This is a genomic window from Bradyrhizobium sp. Pa8, from assembly GCF_052588265.1.
In genome coordinates this window covers 81,021-97,472 of record NZ_CP176767.1, presented here as the reverse complement: position 1 = coordinate 97,472, position 16,452 = coordinate 81,021, and the positions used below count along the sequence as shown (strand labels likewise).

At 66.2% G+C, this 16,452-nt stretch carries 13 protein-coding genes; 3 read left to right on the top strand and 10 right to left on the bottom strand.

The window, feature by feature from the left end:
- Nucleotides 1–81: 81 nt before the first annotated feature.
- From ACKWRH_RS00410 to ubiE, 8 genes are all read right to left on the bottom strand, one after another.
- On the bottom strand, nucleotides 82–804 hold the full coding sequence (locus ACKWRH_RS00410) for a nucleotidyltransferase family protein (protein WP_445218874.1): 723 nt from the start codon (nucleotides 802–804) through the stop codon (nucleotides 82–84).
- A gap of 155 nt (nucleotides 805–959) precedes the next feature.
- Nucleotides 960–1,277: a PilZ domain-containing protein gene (locus tag ACKWRH_RS00405; RefSeq protein ID WP_014490931.1), complete on the bottom strand. Its 318-nt coding sequence runs from the start codon at nucleotides 1,275–1,277 to the stop codon at nucleotides 960–962.
- An 88-nt stretch (nucleotides 1,278–1,365) separates the two neighbouring features.
- Entirely contained in the window at nucleotides 1,366–2,934 is a 1,569-nt protein-coding gene (tsaE, locus tag ACKWRH_RS00400; RefSeq protein ID WP_445218873.1) for a tRNA (adenosine(37)-N6)-threonylcarbamoyltransferase complex ATPase subunit type 1 TsaE, read from the bottom strand.
- Complete coding sequence (locus tag ACKWRH_RS00395) at nucleotides 2,931–5,435, bottom strand: ATP-binding protein (protein WP_445218872.1); 2,505 nt, start codon at nucleotides 5,433–5,435, stop codon at nucleotides 2,931–2,933. The genes tsaE and ACKWRH_RS00395 overlap by 4 nt, the downstream gene beginning before the upstream one ends.
- Before the next feature lie 190 nt (nucleotides 5,436–5,625).
- Nucleotides 5,626–6,084 carry a dUTP diphosphatase gene (gene dut / locus ACKWRH_RS00390; RefSeq protein ID WP_445218871.1) on the bottom strand — a complete coding sequence of 153 codons (459 nt, stop codon included), beginning with the start codon at nucleotides 6,082–6,084 and terminating at the stop codon, nucleotides 5,626–5,628.
- A complete protein-coding gene (gene coaBC / locus ACKWRH_RS00385) occupies nucleotides 6,081–7,532 on the bottom strand; it encodes a bifunctional phosphopantothenoylcysteine decarboxylase/phosphopantothenate--cysteine ligase CoaBC (RefSeq protein WP_445218870.1) in 1,452 nt (483 codons plus the stop codon). Before coaBC ends, dut begins: the two co-directional genes overlap by 4 nt.
- 57 nt (nucleotides 7,533–7,589) lie before the next feature.
- Entirely contained in the window at nucleotides 7,590–9,164 is a 1,575-nt protein-coding gene (gene ubiB / locus ACKWRH_RS00380; RefSeq protein ID WP_445218869.1) for a 2-polyprenylphenol 6-hydroxylase, read from the bottom strand.
- Nucleotides 9,161–9,922 carry a bifunctional demethylmenaquinone methyltransferase/2-methoxy-6-polyprenyl-1,4-benzoquinol methylase UbiE gene (gene ubiE / locus ACKWRH_RS00375; RefSeq protein ID WP_445218868.1) on the bottom strand — a complete coding sequence of 254 codons (762 nt, stop codon included), beginning with the start codon at nucleotides 9,920–9,922 and terminating at the stop codon, nucleotides 9,161–9,163. Before ubiE ends, ubiB begins: the two co-directional genes overlap by 4 nt.
- Nucleotides 9,923–10,003: 81 nt before the next feature.
- On the opposite strand from ubiE, the gene mutM reads away from it, so the two are divergent.
- Complete coding sequence (gene mutM, locus ACKWRH_RS00370) at nucleotides 10,004–10,903, top strand: bifunctional DNA-formamidopyrimidine glycosylase/DNA-(apurinic or apyrimidinic site) lyase (RefSeq protein ID WP_304492175.1); 900 nt, start codon at nucleotides 10,004–10,006, stop codon at nucleotides 10,901–10,903.
- Between the two features lie 273 nt (nucleotides 10,904–11,176).
- Here mutM and ACKWRH_RS00365 read toward each other — a convergent pair whose 3' ends face one another.
- Nucleotides 11,177–11,920, bottom strand: coding sequence for a nucleotide-binding protein (locus ACKWRH_RS00365; RefSeq protein WP_445218867.1), 744 nt, complete (start codon nucleotides 11,918–11,920; stop codon nucleotides 11,177–11,179).
- A gap of 244 nt (nucleotides 11,921–12,164) precedes the next feature.
- Between ACKWRH_RS00365 and ggt the strand changes: the two genes are divergently transcribed.
- Entirely contained in the window at nucleotides 12,165–13,844 is a 1,680-nt protein-coding gene (gene ggt / locus ACKWRH_RS00360) for a gamma-glutamyltransferase (protein ID WP_445218866.1), read from the top strand.
- Between the two features lie 90 nt (nucleotides 13,845–13,934).
- Nucleotides 13,935–14,883 (top strand): IS630 family transposase gene (locus ACKWRH_RS00355; RefSeq protein WP_445215585.1). Its coding sequence is split into 2 segments (ribosomal slippage): nucleotides 13,935–14,270 and nucleotides 14,272–14,883, totalling 948 coding nucleotides; the frame shifts between segments, so codons are not numbered across the junction.
- Between the two features lie 151 nt (nucleotides 14,884–15,034).
- Here the strand turns inward: ACKWRH_RS00355 and ACKWRH_RS00350 are convergent.
- Nucleotides 15,035–16,393: a serine protease gene (locus ACKWRH_RS00350; RefSeq protein ID WP_445218865.1), complete on the bottom strand. Its 1,359-nt coding sequence runs from the start codon at nucleotides 16,391–16,393 to the stop codon at nucleotides 15,035–15,037.
- Nucleotides 16,394–16,452 lie beyond the last annotated feature (59 nt).

Genomic DNA, 16,452 nt, shown 5'->3' with positions numbered 1-16,452 from the left:
GCATCCGAGTTTCGGCTTGAGTGGTGGGCACGCTCCGCTTTGCCCACCCTACGGCACTGTGGCCGCCTCGCGAGAGCAGCCTTACGCCACGCTCTCCAGAAACGCCTCTTCCGCCGCATGCACGGCATCGGGCGTGCCGACATGCATCCAGACGCCGTCGAGGCGGAGGCCGAACAGCCGCTCCTGCTCGTTGGCCCGGTCGAACATTTTGGTCAGCGAGAACTCGCCCGTCGGCGCATCGGCGAAGATCGAGGGCGACAGGATCGCCGCGCCGGCATAGACGAATGGAACGACCTCTTTTTCCTTGCGCTTGCGCAGGGCGCCGTCGGGCAGCATGCCGTAATCGCCGCGGCCGCTATAGCCGATGCTGGTCGCGGTCGGCGCCATCAACAGCAGGATGTCCATGCGCTCAGGGTCGAAGTTTTCCGCAAGCCGCGTCAGGTTCGAGCGCACGCCGTCGATCCACAGCGTGTCGGAATTGACGTGGAAGAACGGCGCATCGCCGAGCAGCGGCAGCGCCTTGACCACACCACCGCCGGTGCCGAGCACCTGGTCGCGCTCGTCCGAGATGGTCACGCGCGGATGCTGGCGGGATGCGGTGTGGCTGATGATCTGGTCCGGCAGATAGTGCACATTGACGATCGCCTCGGTCACGCCGGCGTCGCCGAGCTTGTCGAGCACATGATCCAGCAGCGGCTGGCCGGCCACCGGCACGAGCGGCTTCGGCATCTTCTCCGTCAACGGACGCATGCGCAGCCCGAACCCCGCGGCGAGCACCATGGCTTTGGTCGGCTTGACGGACATCGTTCGCCTTCTCAGACTCGTCTTTCCCGGAATCCTGGACTTAAGAACTTTTGAAGTTCGCGTACGCAGCAATCCTAACACGGACCGCAATCGGCCGCACCGCGTCTTAACCGCCTTAACCACCCGCCGTGACGGTTGTACGACGGGTGTGGCCGTCACGCCCCAACGGATGTGGAACGCGCCTTCTTCTTCTTGTCGCCGAGCTTGAGAAAATTGACGCCGATCTGGTCGCCATTGACCCACGCCAGCTCACAGCGCCGGTACGCAAGTCCGGTGGACGACAGCAGGAGAAAAAATTCCTTCAGATGCAGGCCTTCGACCGAGCCGTCGATGGTCAGCTTGGCGCCGCTCTCGGAGACGTCCTCCATGGTGCACTCGCGCCGCCAGGTGCCGTCGATCCCCATCATCTGGGCCGGTATCCCGCGCTCGAAAACAACCCGGCTGTTGCCACGATGGTCCGTCTTGACCGCCATCTGCCCTTGCTCCAGCCCCGTCCTTGTCCGGCCGCCTGCGGGCGATGATACCGATGCGATGGCTAACAGGCGGTAAATCGGCCGCAAATCAGGCTTGGGGCTGCCCTTCAGGCTGCTCTTGAGGCTGTTCTTGGGGCGCCCCTTGAGGCGGCGGGACGTTGGCGAGATACCAGTCGCGCAGGTGAGCCAGCGCGGGATGTGCCAGCGAGCGCTGGAGGTAGGTCCAGATCCGCGGCTGGTGGCGGAGATAATGCGGCTTACCGTCGCGGCGGTTGAGGCGGGCGAAGGTGCCGAGCAGGCGCGTGTTCCGCTGCGCCGACATGATCGCATAGAGCTCGGCGAAGCCCGCCGGATCGAAGCTCGCGTCGTCCGCGCGGCGCGCCTTGATGTAGCGCGACAGCAGCGTCAGCTCGAGGTTTTCGGGCACGTCGATGCGGGCGTCCTGGAGCAGCGAGACGACGTCGTAGGATTGCGGTCCGAGCACGGTGTCCTGGAAGTCGATCACGCCGACGCGCGCGATGCCGGTGCGCATCCCGAGCCAGATCAGATTGGGCGAGTGGTAGTCGCGGATGATCCACGTCCTCGGCGCGGCCAGCGGCGTCTTCAGCAGATCGCGCCACATCGCGAAAAACTCCGCGCGCTTCTCGTCGCTCAGCGGCGCATTGCGGTCGGGCAGATACCATTCCGGCATCAACCCGATTTCGATCAGGAGTGCTTCGGTGTCGAAGACGGGAATAGCGTAGGTTTGGCTCGCCAGCGGCAGTGTCTCCGGCAGCGTCGTGCGATGCAGCGCGGCCAGCACGTCGATGGCAGCCTCGTAGCGCTCCGCGATCGGGCGCGGCGGATTGCCCTCGATCACACCTTCGCTGCCGAAATCTTCGGTGATCAGGAAGCCGTGGTCGAGATCGGAATGATGGATCGCGGGCGCGGAGATGCCTTGCGCGCGCAGGCCCTCGTCGATGGCGACGAAGGGCTTGACGTTCTCGGCGAGATGTACCGCGGCGCTGTAGGATTTGCCGTTGTACATCGCAGAACCGTCGGGCCGCTGCGGAAAGTTCATGAGGATGACGATCTCCTCGTCGCGCAGCAGTCGCGCATAGGAGCGGGTCGAGGCATCGCCGGCCATGTGCTTGCGCGTTGCATCCATGTAGCCGGATGCTTCGAGGAATTCCCGCAGCGCCTTCAGCCGTGCGACTTGCGCGGCGCTCTTGCCGTAACCGGTGATGTCGGCGGCGCGCGCATTCGAGCCCAGCGCCGGCCGGTGCGTCAGCGCGATGTCGATGCGGTCTTGCGACATCGCCGATGGTGCGCGTTCCGGCCATTCGATCAGGACGAGCGTGGCATCGGGAAGCGGCGACAGGCCGATCTCCTCGAGCTCGCTCTCGTCCTCGACGCGGTAGAGATCGGCATGCATCACCGGAAACGGCGGCAGCTCGTAGCCCTGCACCAGCGTGAAGGTCGGGCTCGGGACTTCCAGCGTCTCGTCGCCGGCGAGATAGCGGATCATGGCGCGCGCAGCCGCAGTCTTGCCCGCGCCGAGATCGCCGGTGAGGGTGATGACGTCGCCGGGGCCGACCAGCAGCGCGAGGTCGGCCATCAATTGTGCGGTGGCCGTCTCGTTGACAAGCGCGACGGAGAATGTGGTCGGTTCAGTCATTCGGCGGCGTCGCGATGCGCCGCCTGGTCGGTCGGGAAGTCGCAGATCACGACCGTGCCCCTGCCCACGATCGAATCCACCCGCACCTTGCCGCCATGCAGCTCGACGAAGGAGCGCACCAGCGACAGGCCGAGCCCGGCGCCGCGGTGACGCGACCCCTGCGAGCGGCTTTCGAACCAGTTGAACACCTTGTCCTTCATGTCGGCAGGTATTCCAGGCCCGGAATCTGTCACAGTGAAGACCACGCTGCGTTCGGTGCGGCGTGCGCTGATGCCGACGGTGGAATCCTGTGGAGAAAACCCGACGGCGTTGGCGAGGAGGTTATAGAGCACCTGCACGACGCGCTTCTCGTCGCCGACGAAGCTGCCGATATCGGGCGCGATCTCGACCTTGAGGCGGATGCGGTCGGTGGCGAGGCGGTCCTGGATGCCCTCGGCGGCGAGCTCGATGGCCTTGCTGACGTCGACCGGGCCGAGTTCCAGCTTCATGGCGCCGGCGTCGATCGTGGCGAGATCCAGGATGTTGTTGGTCAGCGCCAGCAGGGCGTTGGTCGATTTAGTGACGTAGTCGAGATATTCGGCCTGTTTCGGCGTCAGCGGGCCGGTCGAGGGATCGCTGAGGAAATGCGCGAAGCCGATGATGGTGGTGAGCGGCGAGCGCAGCTCGTAGGAGACGTGGTGGACGAAATCCACCTTCATCTGGTCGGCGGCCTCCAATGCCTCGTTGCGCTCGCGCAGCGCGCGCTCGACATTCTCGGTGTCGGTGATGTCCTGGAACGTCAGCATGGTCGCGCCGTCATGCAGCGGACGGATCATGCCGTCGAGCACGCTGCCGTCCTTGCGCTCCAGCTTCAGCGGCACGTCGGCGCGGCTCTCGATCGAGGTGACGGCCTCGCGGATCTGCCGCCAGACTTGAGGGTCGTCGAACAGCTGATGGCACCAGCCTTCGACCGTCTGGATGTGCGGCTCGTCGCGCATGGCGTCGCTCGACAGCTTCCACATCCGGACGAAGGCCGGGTTGAACAGCTGCGCCCTGCCGTTGCTGCCAAACACCGCGACGCCCTCGGCGAGGCTGTCCAGCGTCTCGCGCTGGACGCGAATCATGCCGTCGAAGCGGCGGGCGAGCTCGAGGCTTTCGGTGACGTCGTCGAACAGATAGGTGACGCCGCCTTCCGGATTCGGCGTGGTGACGACGGAGAGCGCGCGGCCATCGGGCAGGTACCAGGTGTCCTTGGCGGCCTCGACCGCGCGATAGGCCTCGTGCAGCTTGGCCTTCCAGGCGCGGAAGTCCGGCTGCTCCGGCAGCTTGCGCGCTGCGCGGAGCTGGTCGAGCACGCTGGAATCGTCGGGATTGGCGTCGAGGAAGATGCGGTCGAGGTCCCACAGCCGGCGGTAGGAATCGTTGTAGAAGGCGAGCCGGCGCTGGCCGTCGAACACGGCAACGCCCGAGGAGAGCTGGTCGAGCGTGCGCCGATGCGCCTCCGCCATCCGCACCAGCGCCGAGCTCAGCGCATCCGCCTCGCTGGCATCGATGGCGACGCCGACATTGCTGCTGCCGACATTGACCGCGCGGACGTCGTAGATGCGCCGCTCGCCGCCGATCACGATCGGCAGTCGCGAGGTGAAACTGGCCGCGTCCTTCAGGCCCCGCTCCATCGCGGTCCGGTCGGCACTGTCGAGCAGCTCGAGCTTGCGCTGCTGGGCGTCGGTGACGCTGCTGGCCTCGGTCGCGCGCACATAGGCCGGATTGGCGTAGCTCAGCGCGCCGTTCTCGGCCTTGGCCCAGATCGGCCAGGGCGCGGCGGCGGCGAAGCCGCGCAGCATCTCGGTCTCGTCGGCGAGGGCCTTGTAACGCAGATTGGTCTCGGCCAGATCGCGCCGGAGTCCGGAGAGCTCGCGAATCCTGACAATGGCCTGGCCGCCGATGGCGCGGCCGATGGCCTCCAGCGTGTGGCCGTGCGCGGTGGTCAGCGTCAGCTGGAACCCGTCGCCGCGGTCACGCAGCGCATCGACCGCGTGATCCATTTGGAGCGCGGGTTCCGGCGGCAGCCATGTTCCGAACGCGAGAACGCGCTGGGGGGAGGAATCGCGCGGCAGCACCATCGAGATGTCGCCGGAAATCTGCGCGCGATTGTCGCCGGCCGGCCAGGAGATCAGGATCTGCGGCTCGGCGAACAGCAGCGCGCCGAAGCGATCGGACTGGAGTTGCAGTTCCCCGATCCGCGCGCGCAGCCGCGCCTCGTTGTTCGCCGTGCGCACGCGCGTGCGCATCAACAGGATCGCGGCCACGACCGAGAAGCCGAGCAGCGCGAGCGCGGTGGCCAGCACCGCGAGTTCCTGCCGGTTGAAGTCCAGCATTATGGAAAGTGTGTCGACGAGGTCGGCAGCCTCAGCCGGCGCAGCCGGCAGCAGCGCCGCGAGAGCGCCTCCCAACAAGCCGTTGCGCGCCAACGATGTGCACGACAGCAGCGTCCGACGCATCGACACGATCACGCCTGACATAGTTGCCCCAGATCGCACGAATTTGCGCGCGGCGACCCCCGTCGCGCGCGAATCAAACGACAATACCCTCACCGTGACTCCAGCGGTAAGAGTCCAGATCGTGAACGCAAGGGCGGCCCCACAAAAATGCCGGGCGCGCAGTTCCAATCCACCTCGTTCTTCGGGATGATTCGGCTGGAGCTGCCGTGCGTTAGCGGCCGGTCGAGCCGAAGCCGCCGGCGCCGCGATCGGTCGCGGACAATGTCGCCACGGGAACCAGCGCGGCCTGCACCACCGGCGCAATCACCATCTGCGCGATGCGCTCGCCGCGCTTGACCACGAAGGGCGCCGCGCCGTGGTTGATCAGGATCACCTTGATCTCGCCGCGATAGTCCGCATCGATCGTGCCCGGCGAGTTCAGCACGGTGACGCCGTGCTTGGCGGCAAGGCCCGAGCGCGGCCGCACCTGCGCCTCGTGGCCGGGCGGCAGCGCGATCGCGAGACCCGTCGGCACCAGCGCATATTGGCCGGGGGCGAGCGTCATCGGCTCGCTGTCGGAAACTGCGGCCATCAGGTCGAGGCCGGCGGCTTCGGAGGTCTGATAGGCCGGCAGCGGAAGGCCTTCGGCGTGGGCCAGTTGCTGCAGTTCGACCGTGACTTTCGTGCTCAAGATGCCGGCTCCCGGGATTTGTCGGTCACGCTCTTTGCGACATGCGCGACCAGCTCGATGGCGACCTGTTCCTTGGTCATCACCGGCCAGGAATCAACTGCGATCTCGCCGTCCTCCTCACCATTCTTGCGACTGATCAGATGCACGGTGTTGCGGTCGCCGCCCATCACGCCGGTCGCCGGCGAGACGTCGTTGGCGACGATCCAGTCGCAGCCCTTGCGGGCCAGCTTGGACTTGGCGTTGTCGATGAGGTGCTCGGTCTCGGCGGCAAAGCCGATCACCAGCGGCGGGCGCCGGTCGGTCAGCTTCGAGATCGTGGCGAGGATGTCGGGATTCTCGACCAGCTGAAGCGGCGGCATGCCGGCCGAGGTCTTCTTCAGCTTCTGCCCGCCCTCACTGGCAACCCGCCAGTCGGCGACCGCGGCGGCGAAGATCGCAATGTCGGCGGGAAGTGCCGCCTGCACCTGCTCCAGCATCTGCCGGGCCGATTCCACGCGCTTCACCGTCACGCCCGGGGGATCGCCGAGATCGACCGGGCCGCTGACCAAAATCACCTCTGCGCCGGCAGCCTGCGCGGCGGCGGCGATGGCAAAGCCCTGCTTGCCGGAGGAGCGGTTGGCGATGTAGCGCACCGGGTCGATCGGCTCGTGGGTGGGGCCTGCGGTGATCAGCACGCGCTTGCCGGCGAGTGGGCGCGGCACCGGCGGACGCAGCAGGCGCTCGGCCGCGGTGGCGATCTCGATCGCCTCGGACATGCGGCCGATTCCGGCTTCGCCGGCCTCGGCCATCTCGCCTGAATTCGGGCCGATCAGCACCACGCCGTCACGCTGAAGCTGCGCGACGTTGCGGCGGGTTGCCGCGTTATTCCACATCAGCGGATTCATCGCCGGCGCCAGCAGGACCTTGCGATTGGTCGCGAGCAGGATGGCGCTGGCGAGATCGTCGGCATGGCCATTGGCCATCTTCGCCAGGAGATCGGCGGTCGCCGGCGCGACGACGATCAGGTCGCAGTCGCGCGCGAGGCGAATGTGACCGGCGTCGAACTCGCTCTGGGGGTCGAACAGGTCGGTGTAGACGCGCTCATGCGACAGCGCGCTCACGGCCAGCGGCGTGACGAACTGCTGCGCCGCCTTGGTCAGGACGCAACGGACCTCGATCCGGCGCTCCTTGAGCCGGCGGATCAGGTCGAGCGACTTATAGGCCGCGATCCCGCCGCCGATGATCAGGGTGACGCTGGCCTCGGGGAGGGCGCCGGTCCGCTGCGGCGTGGGGGCGGTGGATTGGGCCGGCGGCAGCGCAAACGGCGTCAGCGGCTCCTCGCGGCCCTCGATCAGCTCCCCAAGGATGACCCGGACCTCTTCCTCGACCGACCTCCGGTTCCTGGCCGAGCGCAGGCGCAAATAGGTTTTGACGCCCTCGTCGAGCTTGCGGATGGTCAGGCTTGCCATGACGCCCCTCCAGCACGGAATGATGGCGATGCTATCGTTTCTGTGATTGCAGTGCAATCACAGATTCCGGACGGCGATCAGGATTCCGATGAAGGTGGCGGCGATGATCCAGAGCGCCACGGTGCGCCAGCGGTTCTTGCGGCCTTCGCTGCGCCCCATCGCGGCGATGCTCTCCGGCGACAGCCGGATGCCTTCCCGCGTCATGGTCTCGAGCTGCTCGAGCACCGCGACCGAGCGCTGCGCGATGTCGGGCAGGCGCATCAGCACGCGGGCGAGGTCGCTGCCGCCGGAGAGCGCGCCCTGCACCCGGCCGAGCGGGCCGAGATTGCGCTCGATCCATTCGCGCACCACGGGGTCGGCGACCTTCCAGATGTCGAGCTTGGGATCGAAGGCGCGCGCGACGCCCTCGACCACCACCATGGTCTTCTGCAGCAGGATCAGCTCGGGCCGCGTCGTCATGTCGAACAGGCCGGTGACTTCGAGCAGCAGCGTCAGCAGCCGCGCCATCGAGATCTCTTCGGCGGTGCGGTTGTGGATCGGCTCGCCGATGGCGCGGATGGCCTGCGCGAAATTCTCGACCGAGTGATGCGCCGGCACATAGCCCGCCTCGAAATGAACCTCGGCGACGCGGCGATAGTCGCGGGTGATGAAGCCGAGCAGGATCTCGGCGAGGAAGCGCCGCTCCTTCATCCCGAGCCGGCCCATGATGCCGAAATCGACCGCGACCAGACGGCCGGCGTCGTCGAGGAACAGATTGCCCGGATGCATGTCGGCGTGGAAGAAGCCGTCGCGCAGCGCGTGGCGCAGAAAACTCTGGATCACCTTGCGGCCGAGATCGGGCAGGTCGACCTGCGCCTCTGCCAGGCGCTTATGATCGTTCAGCGCGATGGCGTCGATCCACTCCATCGTCAGCACGTTGTGCGTGGTGCGGTCCCAGTCGACGGTCGGCACGCGAAAATCAGGATCGTCGCGCGTGTTCTCCGCCATCTCGGACAGCGCGGCAGCCTCGAGCCGCAGATCCATCTCCATCGCGACCGAGCGCGACATGGTGTTGATGACCTCGACGAGGCGCAGGCGCCGCGCCTCGGATGAATAGGCCTCGGCCTCGTGGGCGACGAAGAAGAAATCCGAGAGATCGCGGCGGAAGCGCGAGGCCACGTTTGGCCTGAGCACCTTGACCGCGACCGCCTTGCGGACGCCGTTGTGCTCGACCTCGCCGCGATGCACCTGCGCGATCGAGGCGGCAGCGACCGGCGGGCCGAACGTGACGAAGACATCCTTCAGCGGCCGTTCCAGCGAGGTCGCGATTGCAGCCTCCGCTTCCGCTTGCGGAAACGGCGGCAGCCGATCCTGAAGGCTTTCGAGGTCGCGCGCCATGTTGAAGCCGACCACGTCGGGGCGCGTTGCCAGAAACTGACCGAGCTTGAGATAGGCCGGACCCATCCGCGTCAGCGCGCGTGCTATCCGCGGTCCGTGCTTGACGCCGCGGCGTTCGATCAACCGCGCAAGCTTCAACGCAAGCTGTCCGGGTGGCGGCACCAGGGTCGGATCGACGGAACCGAACACGCCCTCGCGCGCAAACACGAACGCGGCGCGGATCAGGCGCGAAATGTGGGTAATGGAAGAAATCACAAACGCCAGCCCGAATGCAGTGCGACGATGCCGCCGGACAATGTCTGCCAGCCGACGCGGGCGAAGCCGGCGTCGCGGATCATGTCGGCGAAGGCGTTGGGTTTTGGAAACTTGCGGATCGATTCGACGAGATACTGATAGGACTCGGCGTCGCCCGTGACCATGCGGCCGAGCGGTGGGATCACCTTGAACGAGAACAGGTCATAGATCCGGTCGAGCCCGGGCATCTCGACGGTGGAGAATTCCAGGCACAGGAAGCGGCTGCCGGGCTTCAGCACGCGATAGGCCTCGCGCAGCGCCAGGTCGATCCGCGGCACGTTGCGAATGCCGAAAGCGATCGTATATGCGTCAAAGCTGCGGTCGGCGAAGGCGAGCGCTTCGGCATTGCCCTCGACGAAATCGACCTGAGTCTCGAGATGTCGCTTCGCGGCACGCTCGCGGCCGACAGCCAGCATCTCGGTGTTGATGTCGCAGACGGTGGCATGGAAGCCGGGACCTGCCGCCTTGGCCGCGCGGAACGAGATGTCGCCGGTGCCGCCGGCAACATCGAGCAGCGCGAACGGCCGGTCACCCCGCGGCGGGTTGAGCGCGTTGATCATGATGTCCTTCCAGACCCGGTGCAGGCCACCGGACATCAGGTCGTTCATCAAGTCATAGCGCGACGCCACGCTGTGAAACACATCGTTCACCAGCGTCTGCTTGTCCCCCAGGGGAACGTCCCTGAAGCCAAAATGCGTGGTTTCGCCCGGCCGATCCATTACTCTACTCCACTGGGCGGACCATAGCGCGGCCGCCGCAATGGCGCTATCACACCGCCCTCATAAGGTGAATGCCTGACCATGCCTGAATTGCCCGAAGTCGAGACCGTCCGCCGCGGCCTTCAGCCCGTCATGGAGGGTGCGAAAATCCTCGTCGCGGAGGCCCGCAGGCCGGATCTGCGCTTTCCCTTCCAGCCCGATTTCGTGGCCCGGCTCCAGGGGCAGGTCGTCACGGGGCTTGGCCGCCGTGCAAAATATCTCATGGCCGATCTCGCCTCCGGCGACGTGCTGCTGATGCATCTGGGCATGTCGGGCTCGTTCCGCGTCATCAAGCCGGACAACGAGGCCGCGCCAGGCGAGTTTCACTACCCTAGGGGTAAGGACTCCACGCACGACCACGTGCTGTTTCGGATGTCCTCCGGCGCCGACATCGTGTTCAACGATCCGCGCCGCTTCGGTTACATGAAAGTGATCGCGCGCAACGCGCTCGAGGACGAGCCGCTGCTGCGCGATCTCGGTCCCGAGCCGCTCGGCAACGAGTTCGACGCTGCGATGCTGGCGCGGTCGTGCGAGGGCAAGACGACGAGCCTGAAGGCCGCGCTGCTCGACCAGCGCGTGGTCGCCGGGCTCGGCAACATCTATGTCTGCGAAGCCCTGCACCGCTCGCATCTGTCGCCGCGCCGCATTGCTGCGACACTCGCGACCAAGGGTCGCAAGGGTGTCGGCGGCGGCGAGCCGACCGATCATGCGAAGCGGCTGGTGAGTGCCATTCACACCGTGCTGAACGACGCGATCAAGGCCGGCGGCTCGAGCTTGCGCGACCATCGCCAGACCTCGGGCGAACTCGGCTATTTCCAGCACTCCTTCAAGGTCTATGACCGCGAGGGCGAGACCTGCAAGACGCCAGGGTGTGGCGGCACGATCAAGCGCTTCACCCAGAACGGCCGTTCCACCTTCTGGTGCCAGAAGTGTCAGAAGTGAAGATCGGGCCGGCCGCCGATAGGCCGTGAGTCTCGGCGAAGGCGCCGACCCCACCACCCCGTCATTGCGAGCGCAGCGAAGCAATCCAGAATCCCTCCGCGGAAAGACTCTGGATTGCTTTGCTGCGCTCGCAATGACGAGGAGGATGGTCGCTCGCCTAGAAAACGCGAGGCGAAACAGTCCGGCCGAGGCTGGTGGCCGGATTGCTTCGTCGCTTCGGCTCTTCGACCGGTTAAGTGAAGAGCCCGCCTGGCGTCGGAGCGATCGCCCCGCTCAGGACGCCAGTGTCGTGGTCTCGTCCGCCGCGTGGTCGGCGGCGACGTGCAGCATCCCGTTCGCGACCGGGATGACCTGGTCGATCAGGACACTGGTCGTGGCTTCGAGCTCGAGACGGGTCTCGATCCAGCGCCAGAGGCCGCGGATCTCGTCCGCCGACTTGCCGTTCGGCGCGAATTCGCTGACGGCGAGGCCGCTCGCGAGCGAGTCCTGGTGGTCGTTGCGCATCACGATCAGCGGACGTGCGAGCACCTCGGCGAGATCGAGGGCGGCTTCCTCGGCGAGCGTGTTGGCGGCGTTGTCGATGCGCTGGCCGCGGATCGGCGCCTGGTTCAGCACGAAGCTGTAGGGCCGCTTCCAGGCGCGCGCGACGCTCAGCGTCGAGACGGTCGCCTCGATGTCGGCGACGCTCGGGCGGGCCGGAATCAGGCAGAGGTCGGAATGGCGGATCGCGGCGGTGGTCGCGGCGCTGAGGCCGGCCGCGGTGTCGACGATCACGAGCTGCAGGCCGCTGCCGGCCAGCATCTTCAGGCGCGGCGCGATGTCGGCCGCGTGATAGATCGGCTCGACGACGAGATCGTCAGCGTGGCGGCGACGCTGCCAGTTGGACAGGGTACCCTGCGGGTCGGTTTCGATCAGGCGGACGGTGAAGCCGGCCTGCTTGGCCGCCAGCGCGAGGCCGATGGCAAGCGTGCTCTTGCCACTGCCACCCTTTTGGGTGGCCAGTACGATCGTGTGCATGGAAAGTTGAATCCTTTGGAATGCCTGGGTCTCTGGGGTAACGCCACGCGAACGTGCATCGCTTCTCGATGCTGAGCTCTACTCGCTCAGGACGTGCCCTGCCCGATCCAAAGGGGACCGCGGATGTCCGAATCAACGCTAATGATGATGGCAGAATTGGGAATGTCAGCTAATCCGTACCAATACTGGACCCGTAGTCGCGCGTATGATGTGCTTGCCGCCGTGAATAAAAGGGGCAGGCGGCATGGACGGAAACTGGCGCGACCGGACGGCAACGATCTTTGAATGCGAGAAGATGCCGGCGGTCTCGAGCCGCGGCATGGTGGTCAGCAACCATCCGCTGGCCTCCAGCGCCGGCGCCGAGATGCTGGCCGCGGGCGGCAACGCCATCGACGCCGCGATCGCGACCCTGTTCACGCTGACCGTGGTCGAGCCGATGATGGTCGGCATCATCGGCGGCGGCATGGCGCATATACGTCTGGCTGACGGCAGCCACCGTCTCATCGACGGGCAGAGCACCGTGCCCGCGGCGGTGCGCGACACCACCTACACCTCCAGGCCCGGCTCGGCGCATGACGTGTTCGACACCGTCGGCAACGAGAATCTCAACGGTCCGAAGGCGGTCGCCACGCCGGGCTCGCTGAAAGCCTGGTGCGAGACGCTGCGCCGGTTCGGCACCATGAGCCTCGCCGACGTCATGCAGCCCGCGATCAAGCATGCCGCGCGCGGCTATGCGGCAACTCCGTATTTGCACGAATGCATCAGCGAGAGCGCCGCCGAGATGCGCAAGGACAAGCCGATCGCGGCGATCTATTTGCCTGATGGCGAGCCGCTCAAGGTCGGCGAACGCGTGGTGCAGGCCGAATACGCCGAGACGCTCCGCACCATCGCCGACCACGGCGAGAGGGCCCTTTACGAGGGGCCGCTTGGTGACATCCTCGTCGACTACATGGAAAAGGCCGGCGGCTTCATCCGCCGCAACGATCTCAGCGGCTACAAGACCGTCGAACGGCAACCGATCCGCGCCGACTATCGCGGCTGGACCATCCTTGGCCCGCCGCCGCCCGCAGCCTCCGGCGTGCACATCGCGCAGATGCTGAACATTCTCGAGGGCTATGACATCGGAGGCCTCGGCTTCGGCACGCCGGAGACGATCCACTATCTCGCCGAAGTTCTGAAGATCGCCTTCGTCGATCGCGCCGCGGCCAGCGGCGATCCGGCTTATGTCGGCGTCCCCGTGGAGCGGCTGACGTCGAAGGCCTATGCCGAGGAACGCCGCCGCGCCATCGATCCGGCGCGGGCGCAGGCCTGGGGCGCCGGCGTGTCGCAGCTCGAAGGCGCAGACACCACGCACATGACCGCGGCGGACGCGTTCGGCAACGTCGTCGCGACCACGCAGACCATCAACAATCTGTTCGGCGCCAAGATCATGATCCCGGGCCTGGGCGCCATCCCCAACAACTACATGAACCTGTTCGATCCGCGTCCGGGCCACGCGCTGTCGCTGGCGCCGGGCAAGCGCGTCACCACCTCGATGTCGCCGATGATGGCGCTGCGCGGCGGCAAGCTGCGCTATGCGCTCGGCCTGCCCGGGGGAAAACGCATCTTCCCGAGCGCGATGCAGGCGCTGGTCAATCTGATCGACCACGGCATGAGCCTGCAGGAAGCGGTCGAGGCGCCGCGCGTCTGGACCGAGGGCAACGCGCTCGAAGTCGAGCAGAAGGTGCCGGAGGCGGTGCGCGCGAAGCTTGCGGGCCTCGGCCACAAGGTGCAGCCCGCTGCGACGGTGGCGGGCGGCATGAACGGCATTGCCTTCCACGACGACGGCACCATGACCGGCGCCGCCTGCTGGCGCGCGGACGGCACGCCGGTGGGAATTTCGGGCGGGCTCGCGAAGGCCGGGATCAGGTTCAGGCTGAGCTAGAGCCTTTCATTGCTTAATGGAATCGGAGGGGATTCCGGTTTTTGGCGGATTGTGATTCAAGATGCTGACTGGATTGGAGGCCAGCATCGCATGACCCGACCTCTTTCCCTGGATCTTCGCGAGCGTGTGGTGGCGTCGGTTTTGGCGGGCGAGAGCTGCCGGTCTGTGGCGGAACGGTTTGGTGTTGCGGTCTCGTCGGTTGTGAAGTGGTCACAGCGGCAGCGGGCGACCGGCTCGGTTGTGCCTGGCAAGATGGGCGGTCACCGCAAGCCTGTGCTTGATCCGCACCGCGCCTTCATCGTCGAGCGGATCACTCAGACGCCGCACCTGACGCTGCATGGTCTGAAGGCGGAACTGGCAACCCGTGGGGTCAAGGTCTCACACAACGCGGTCTGGCTGTTCCTGCGTCGGGAAGGGCTGCGGTTCAAAAAAAACACTGTTCGCCCTCGAACAGGCTCGCGCCGACGTCTCTCGTAGGCGCCAGCGTTGGCGATCCTGGCAGGCCGGACTTGATCCGGGCCGGCTCGTCTTCATCGATGAGACCTGGATCAAGACCAACATGGCCCCTTTGCGGGGCTGGGGCCCCAAAGGGGCACGCCTGCGCGGCTTCGCCCCACACGGTCACTGGCGTACCCTCACATTCCTCGGCGCGCTCCGTCATGACCAACTCACGGCACCCTGCGTCTTCGACGGCCCGATCAACGGCGAATGCTTCCGCGCTTATGTGAAGCACCTTCTCCTGCCAACCCTGCGCGAAGGCGACATCGTCATTCTCGACAATCTCGGAAGCCACAAGTCGAAAGCTGTCAGGCAGATGATCCAGGCTGCTGGCGCCAGGCTCTGGTACCTGCCGCCATACTCGCCCGACCTCAACCCGATCGAACAGGCCTTCTCCAAGATCAAACACTGGATGCGGCAAGCTCAGAAGCGCACCATCGAGGACACTTGGCGCCACATCGGTCACCTCGTCCACGACATCCAGCCTCGCGAATGCGCCAACTACTTCGCCAACGCCGGTTATGCTTCAGTCAAAATGTGAAACGCTCTAGCTCTCGTGCCCCGGACGCAGCGCAGCACGCAGTGATGCGCTGCTGAGCCGGGGCCCAGAATTTCGTGCACGGAATTTGGAGACATGGGTCCCGGTTCAGCGGCGCGGCATTTCATGCCGCACCGCGCCCGGGATAAGAGAGTTACTTCCGCACGCATATCACGCGGACGATGGCCGCCTTCGCGTCGGCCGACGTGCCGTTCGCCGTGACACCGTTCGCCTTCAGGAAATCACGCACCGTTTCTGCAGACACCATCACCGCTTGCGACGCCGGCACCGATGTCGCGGGTCCGGCGACCATCGCCGGCTTCAACAGCGCGACGCCGGCGAACTTGCCGTCGCCGTCGATGGCGGGGCTGCCGGAGAAGCCGACCGCCGGTGGAGGCGATAGCGCGGAATCGCTCGCTGTGACGGGCGCCAGCGCGCCCTTGAGGCTTGACACACTAGCCGCACCGCCCTGGCTCTGCGGATCGGCAATACCGATGACATCGACGCTCGTCTTCGCTGTACCGCCGGTGAGGCTGAGAGGCTTCAGGCCGCGCGCGCCGTAGATGTGCAGGAGCGCGAGATCGTGCTCCTTGTCCTCGGTGAGACGGTCGGCGCTGCCATAGCCGGCGATGGTGATCGCGAGACAGCTATCGGTGACGAGGCGGTCCGTGACAATCGCACCGTCGTCGCTGACGACGATACCGGTGCCGTACTCGACGGTCTTGCGCGGCGGCGGCCCGGCCTGCGGTCCCGTCGGAAACGCATTGAACGCGCTCGACATCGCGATCACGACCGGCTCGACGGTGTTCTCGGTCGCCTGGTCGTAGAGGATCGTCATGGTGCGGACTTCGTCGCCCTTAAAGGTGCCTCGCACGTAGAATTTCTTGAGGCCCTGCAATCCCGACAGCACGAAGAAGTCGGGCTTCACCACGGTGTAGTCCACCTTGCGCCCCGACGGCTCCTTCTCCAGCTCGGCGAGTTTCGCCGTGGTCGGATTGGCTTCCTTGCGGCGGCTCAGCAGCACCTGCACCGTGCCGGTCGGCGAAGTCCATTTCGAGCCGTTGGCGTCGGTCGCCTGCTGCGGCACCAATTTGCCGGGGATGCCGAGCCGGGCGCCGCTGGTCGGCTCCATCACGATCTTCCAGCCGACGCTCTCCTGCTTCCGCCGCGCGGTCTCGGCGAGCGCAGCGCGCTCCTGCGGATTGAGCACGCCGGTCGGCTTGCCACCCTTGGCCTTCTGATACTCCTTGATCGCCTCGACCATGCGCGCGCTGACGTCGCCGGTGATGGCGCCGTTATATTGGCCGACCCAGGCGAGGTCGGACTGGAGCGACAGCCGTTCCGCCTGCGCCATCGCATCAGCCGTCGCCGACGGCGTCTGCAGTGCGGGAGGCCGGATCGGCACGGTTTGGACCGGCTTCGGCTTGGTGCCGGGAACCTCTGGCGTCGTCATCTGGGCGCTCGCGCCTGTGGCAGCCGCAAACATCAGTGTTGCCGCAAGCATCGATCTCATGACAAATCCAGCCAGCCCATTGAACGTGCTGCCATTGAAGCACATCTCGTTGGTCGCGA

What these genes read in the sequence shown, in the direction of transcription:
- ACKWRH_RS00410 (WP_445218874.1), bottom strand. Translation starts at nt 804, where the DNA reads ATGTCCGTCAAGCCGACCAAAGCCATGGTGCTCGCCGCGGGGTTCGGG.
- ACKWRH_RS00405 (WP_014490931.1), bottom strand. Translation starts at nt 1,277, where the DNA reads ATGGCGGTCAAGACGGACCATCGTGGCAACAGCCGGGTTGTTTTCGAG.
- tsaE (WP_445218873.1), bottom strand. Translation starts at nt 2,934, where the DNA reads ATGACTGAACCGACCACATTCTCCGTCGCGCTTGTCAACGAGACGGCC.
- ACKWRH_RS00395 (WP_445218872.1), bottom strand. Translation starts at nt 5,435, where the DNA reads ATGTCAGGCGTGATCGTGTCGATGCGTCGGACGCTGCTGTCGTGCACA.
- coaBC (WP_445218870.1), bottom strand. Translation starts at nt 7,532, where the DNA reads ATGGCAAGCCTGACCATCCGCAAGCTCGACGAGGGCGTCAAAACCTAT.
- ubiE (WP_445218868.1), bottom strand. Translation starts at nt 9,922, where the DNA reads ATGGATCGGCCGGGCGAAACCACGCATTTTGGCTTCAGGGACGTTCCC.
- mutM (WP_304492175.1), top strand. Translation starts at nt 10,004, where the DNA reads ATGCCTGAATTGCCCGAAGTCGAGACCGTCCGCCGCGGCCTTCAGCCC.
- ACKWRH_RS00365 (WP_445218867.1), bottom strand. Translation starts at nt 11,920, where the DNA reads ATGCACACGATCGTACTGGCCACCCAAAAGGGTGGCAGTGGCAAGAGC.
- ggt (WP_445218866.1), top strand. Translation starts at nt 12,165, where the DNA reads ATGGACGGAAACTGGCGCGACCGGACGGCAACGATCTTTGAATGCGAG.
- ACKWRH_RS00350 (WP_445218865.1), bottom strand. Translation starts at nt 16,393, where the DNA reads ATGAGATCGATGCTTGCGGCAACACTGATGTTTGCGGCTGCCACAGGC.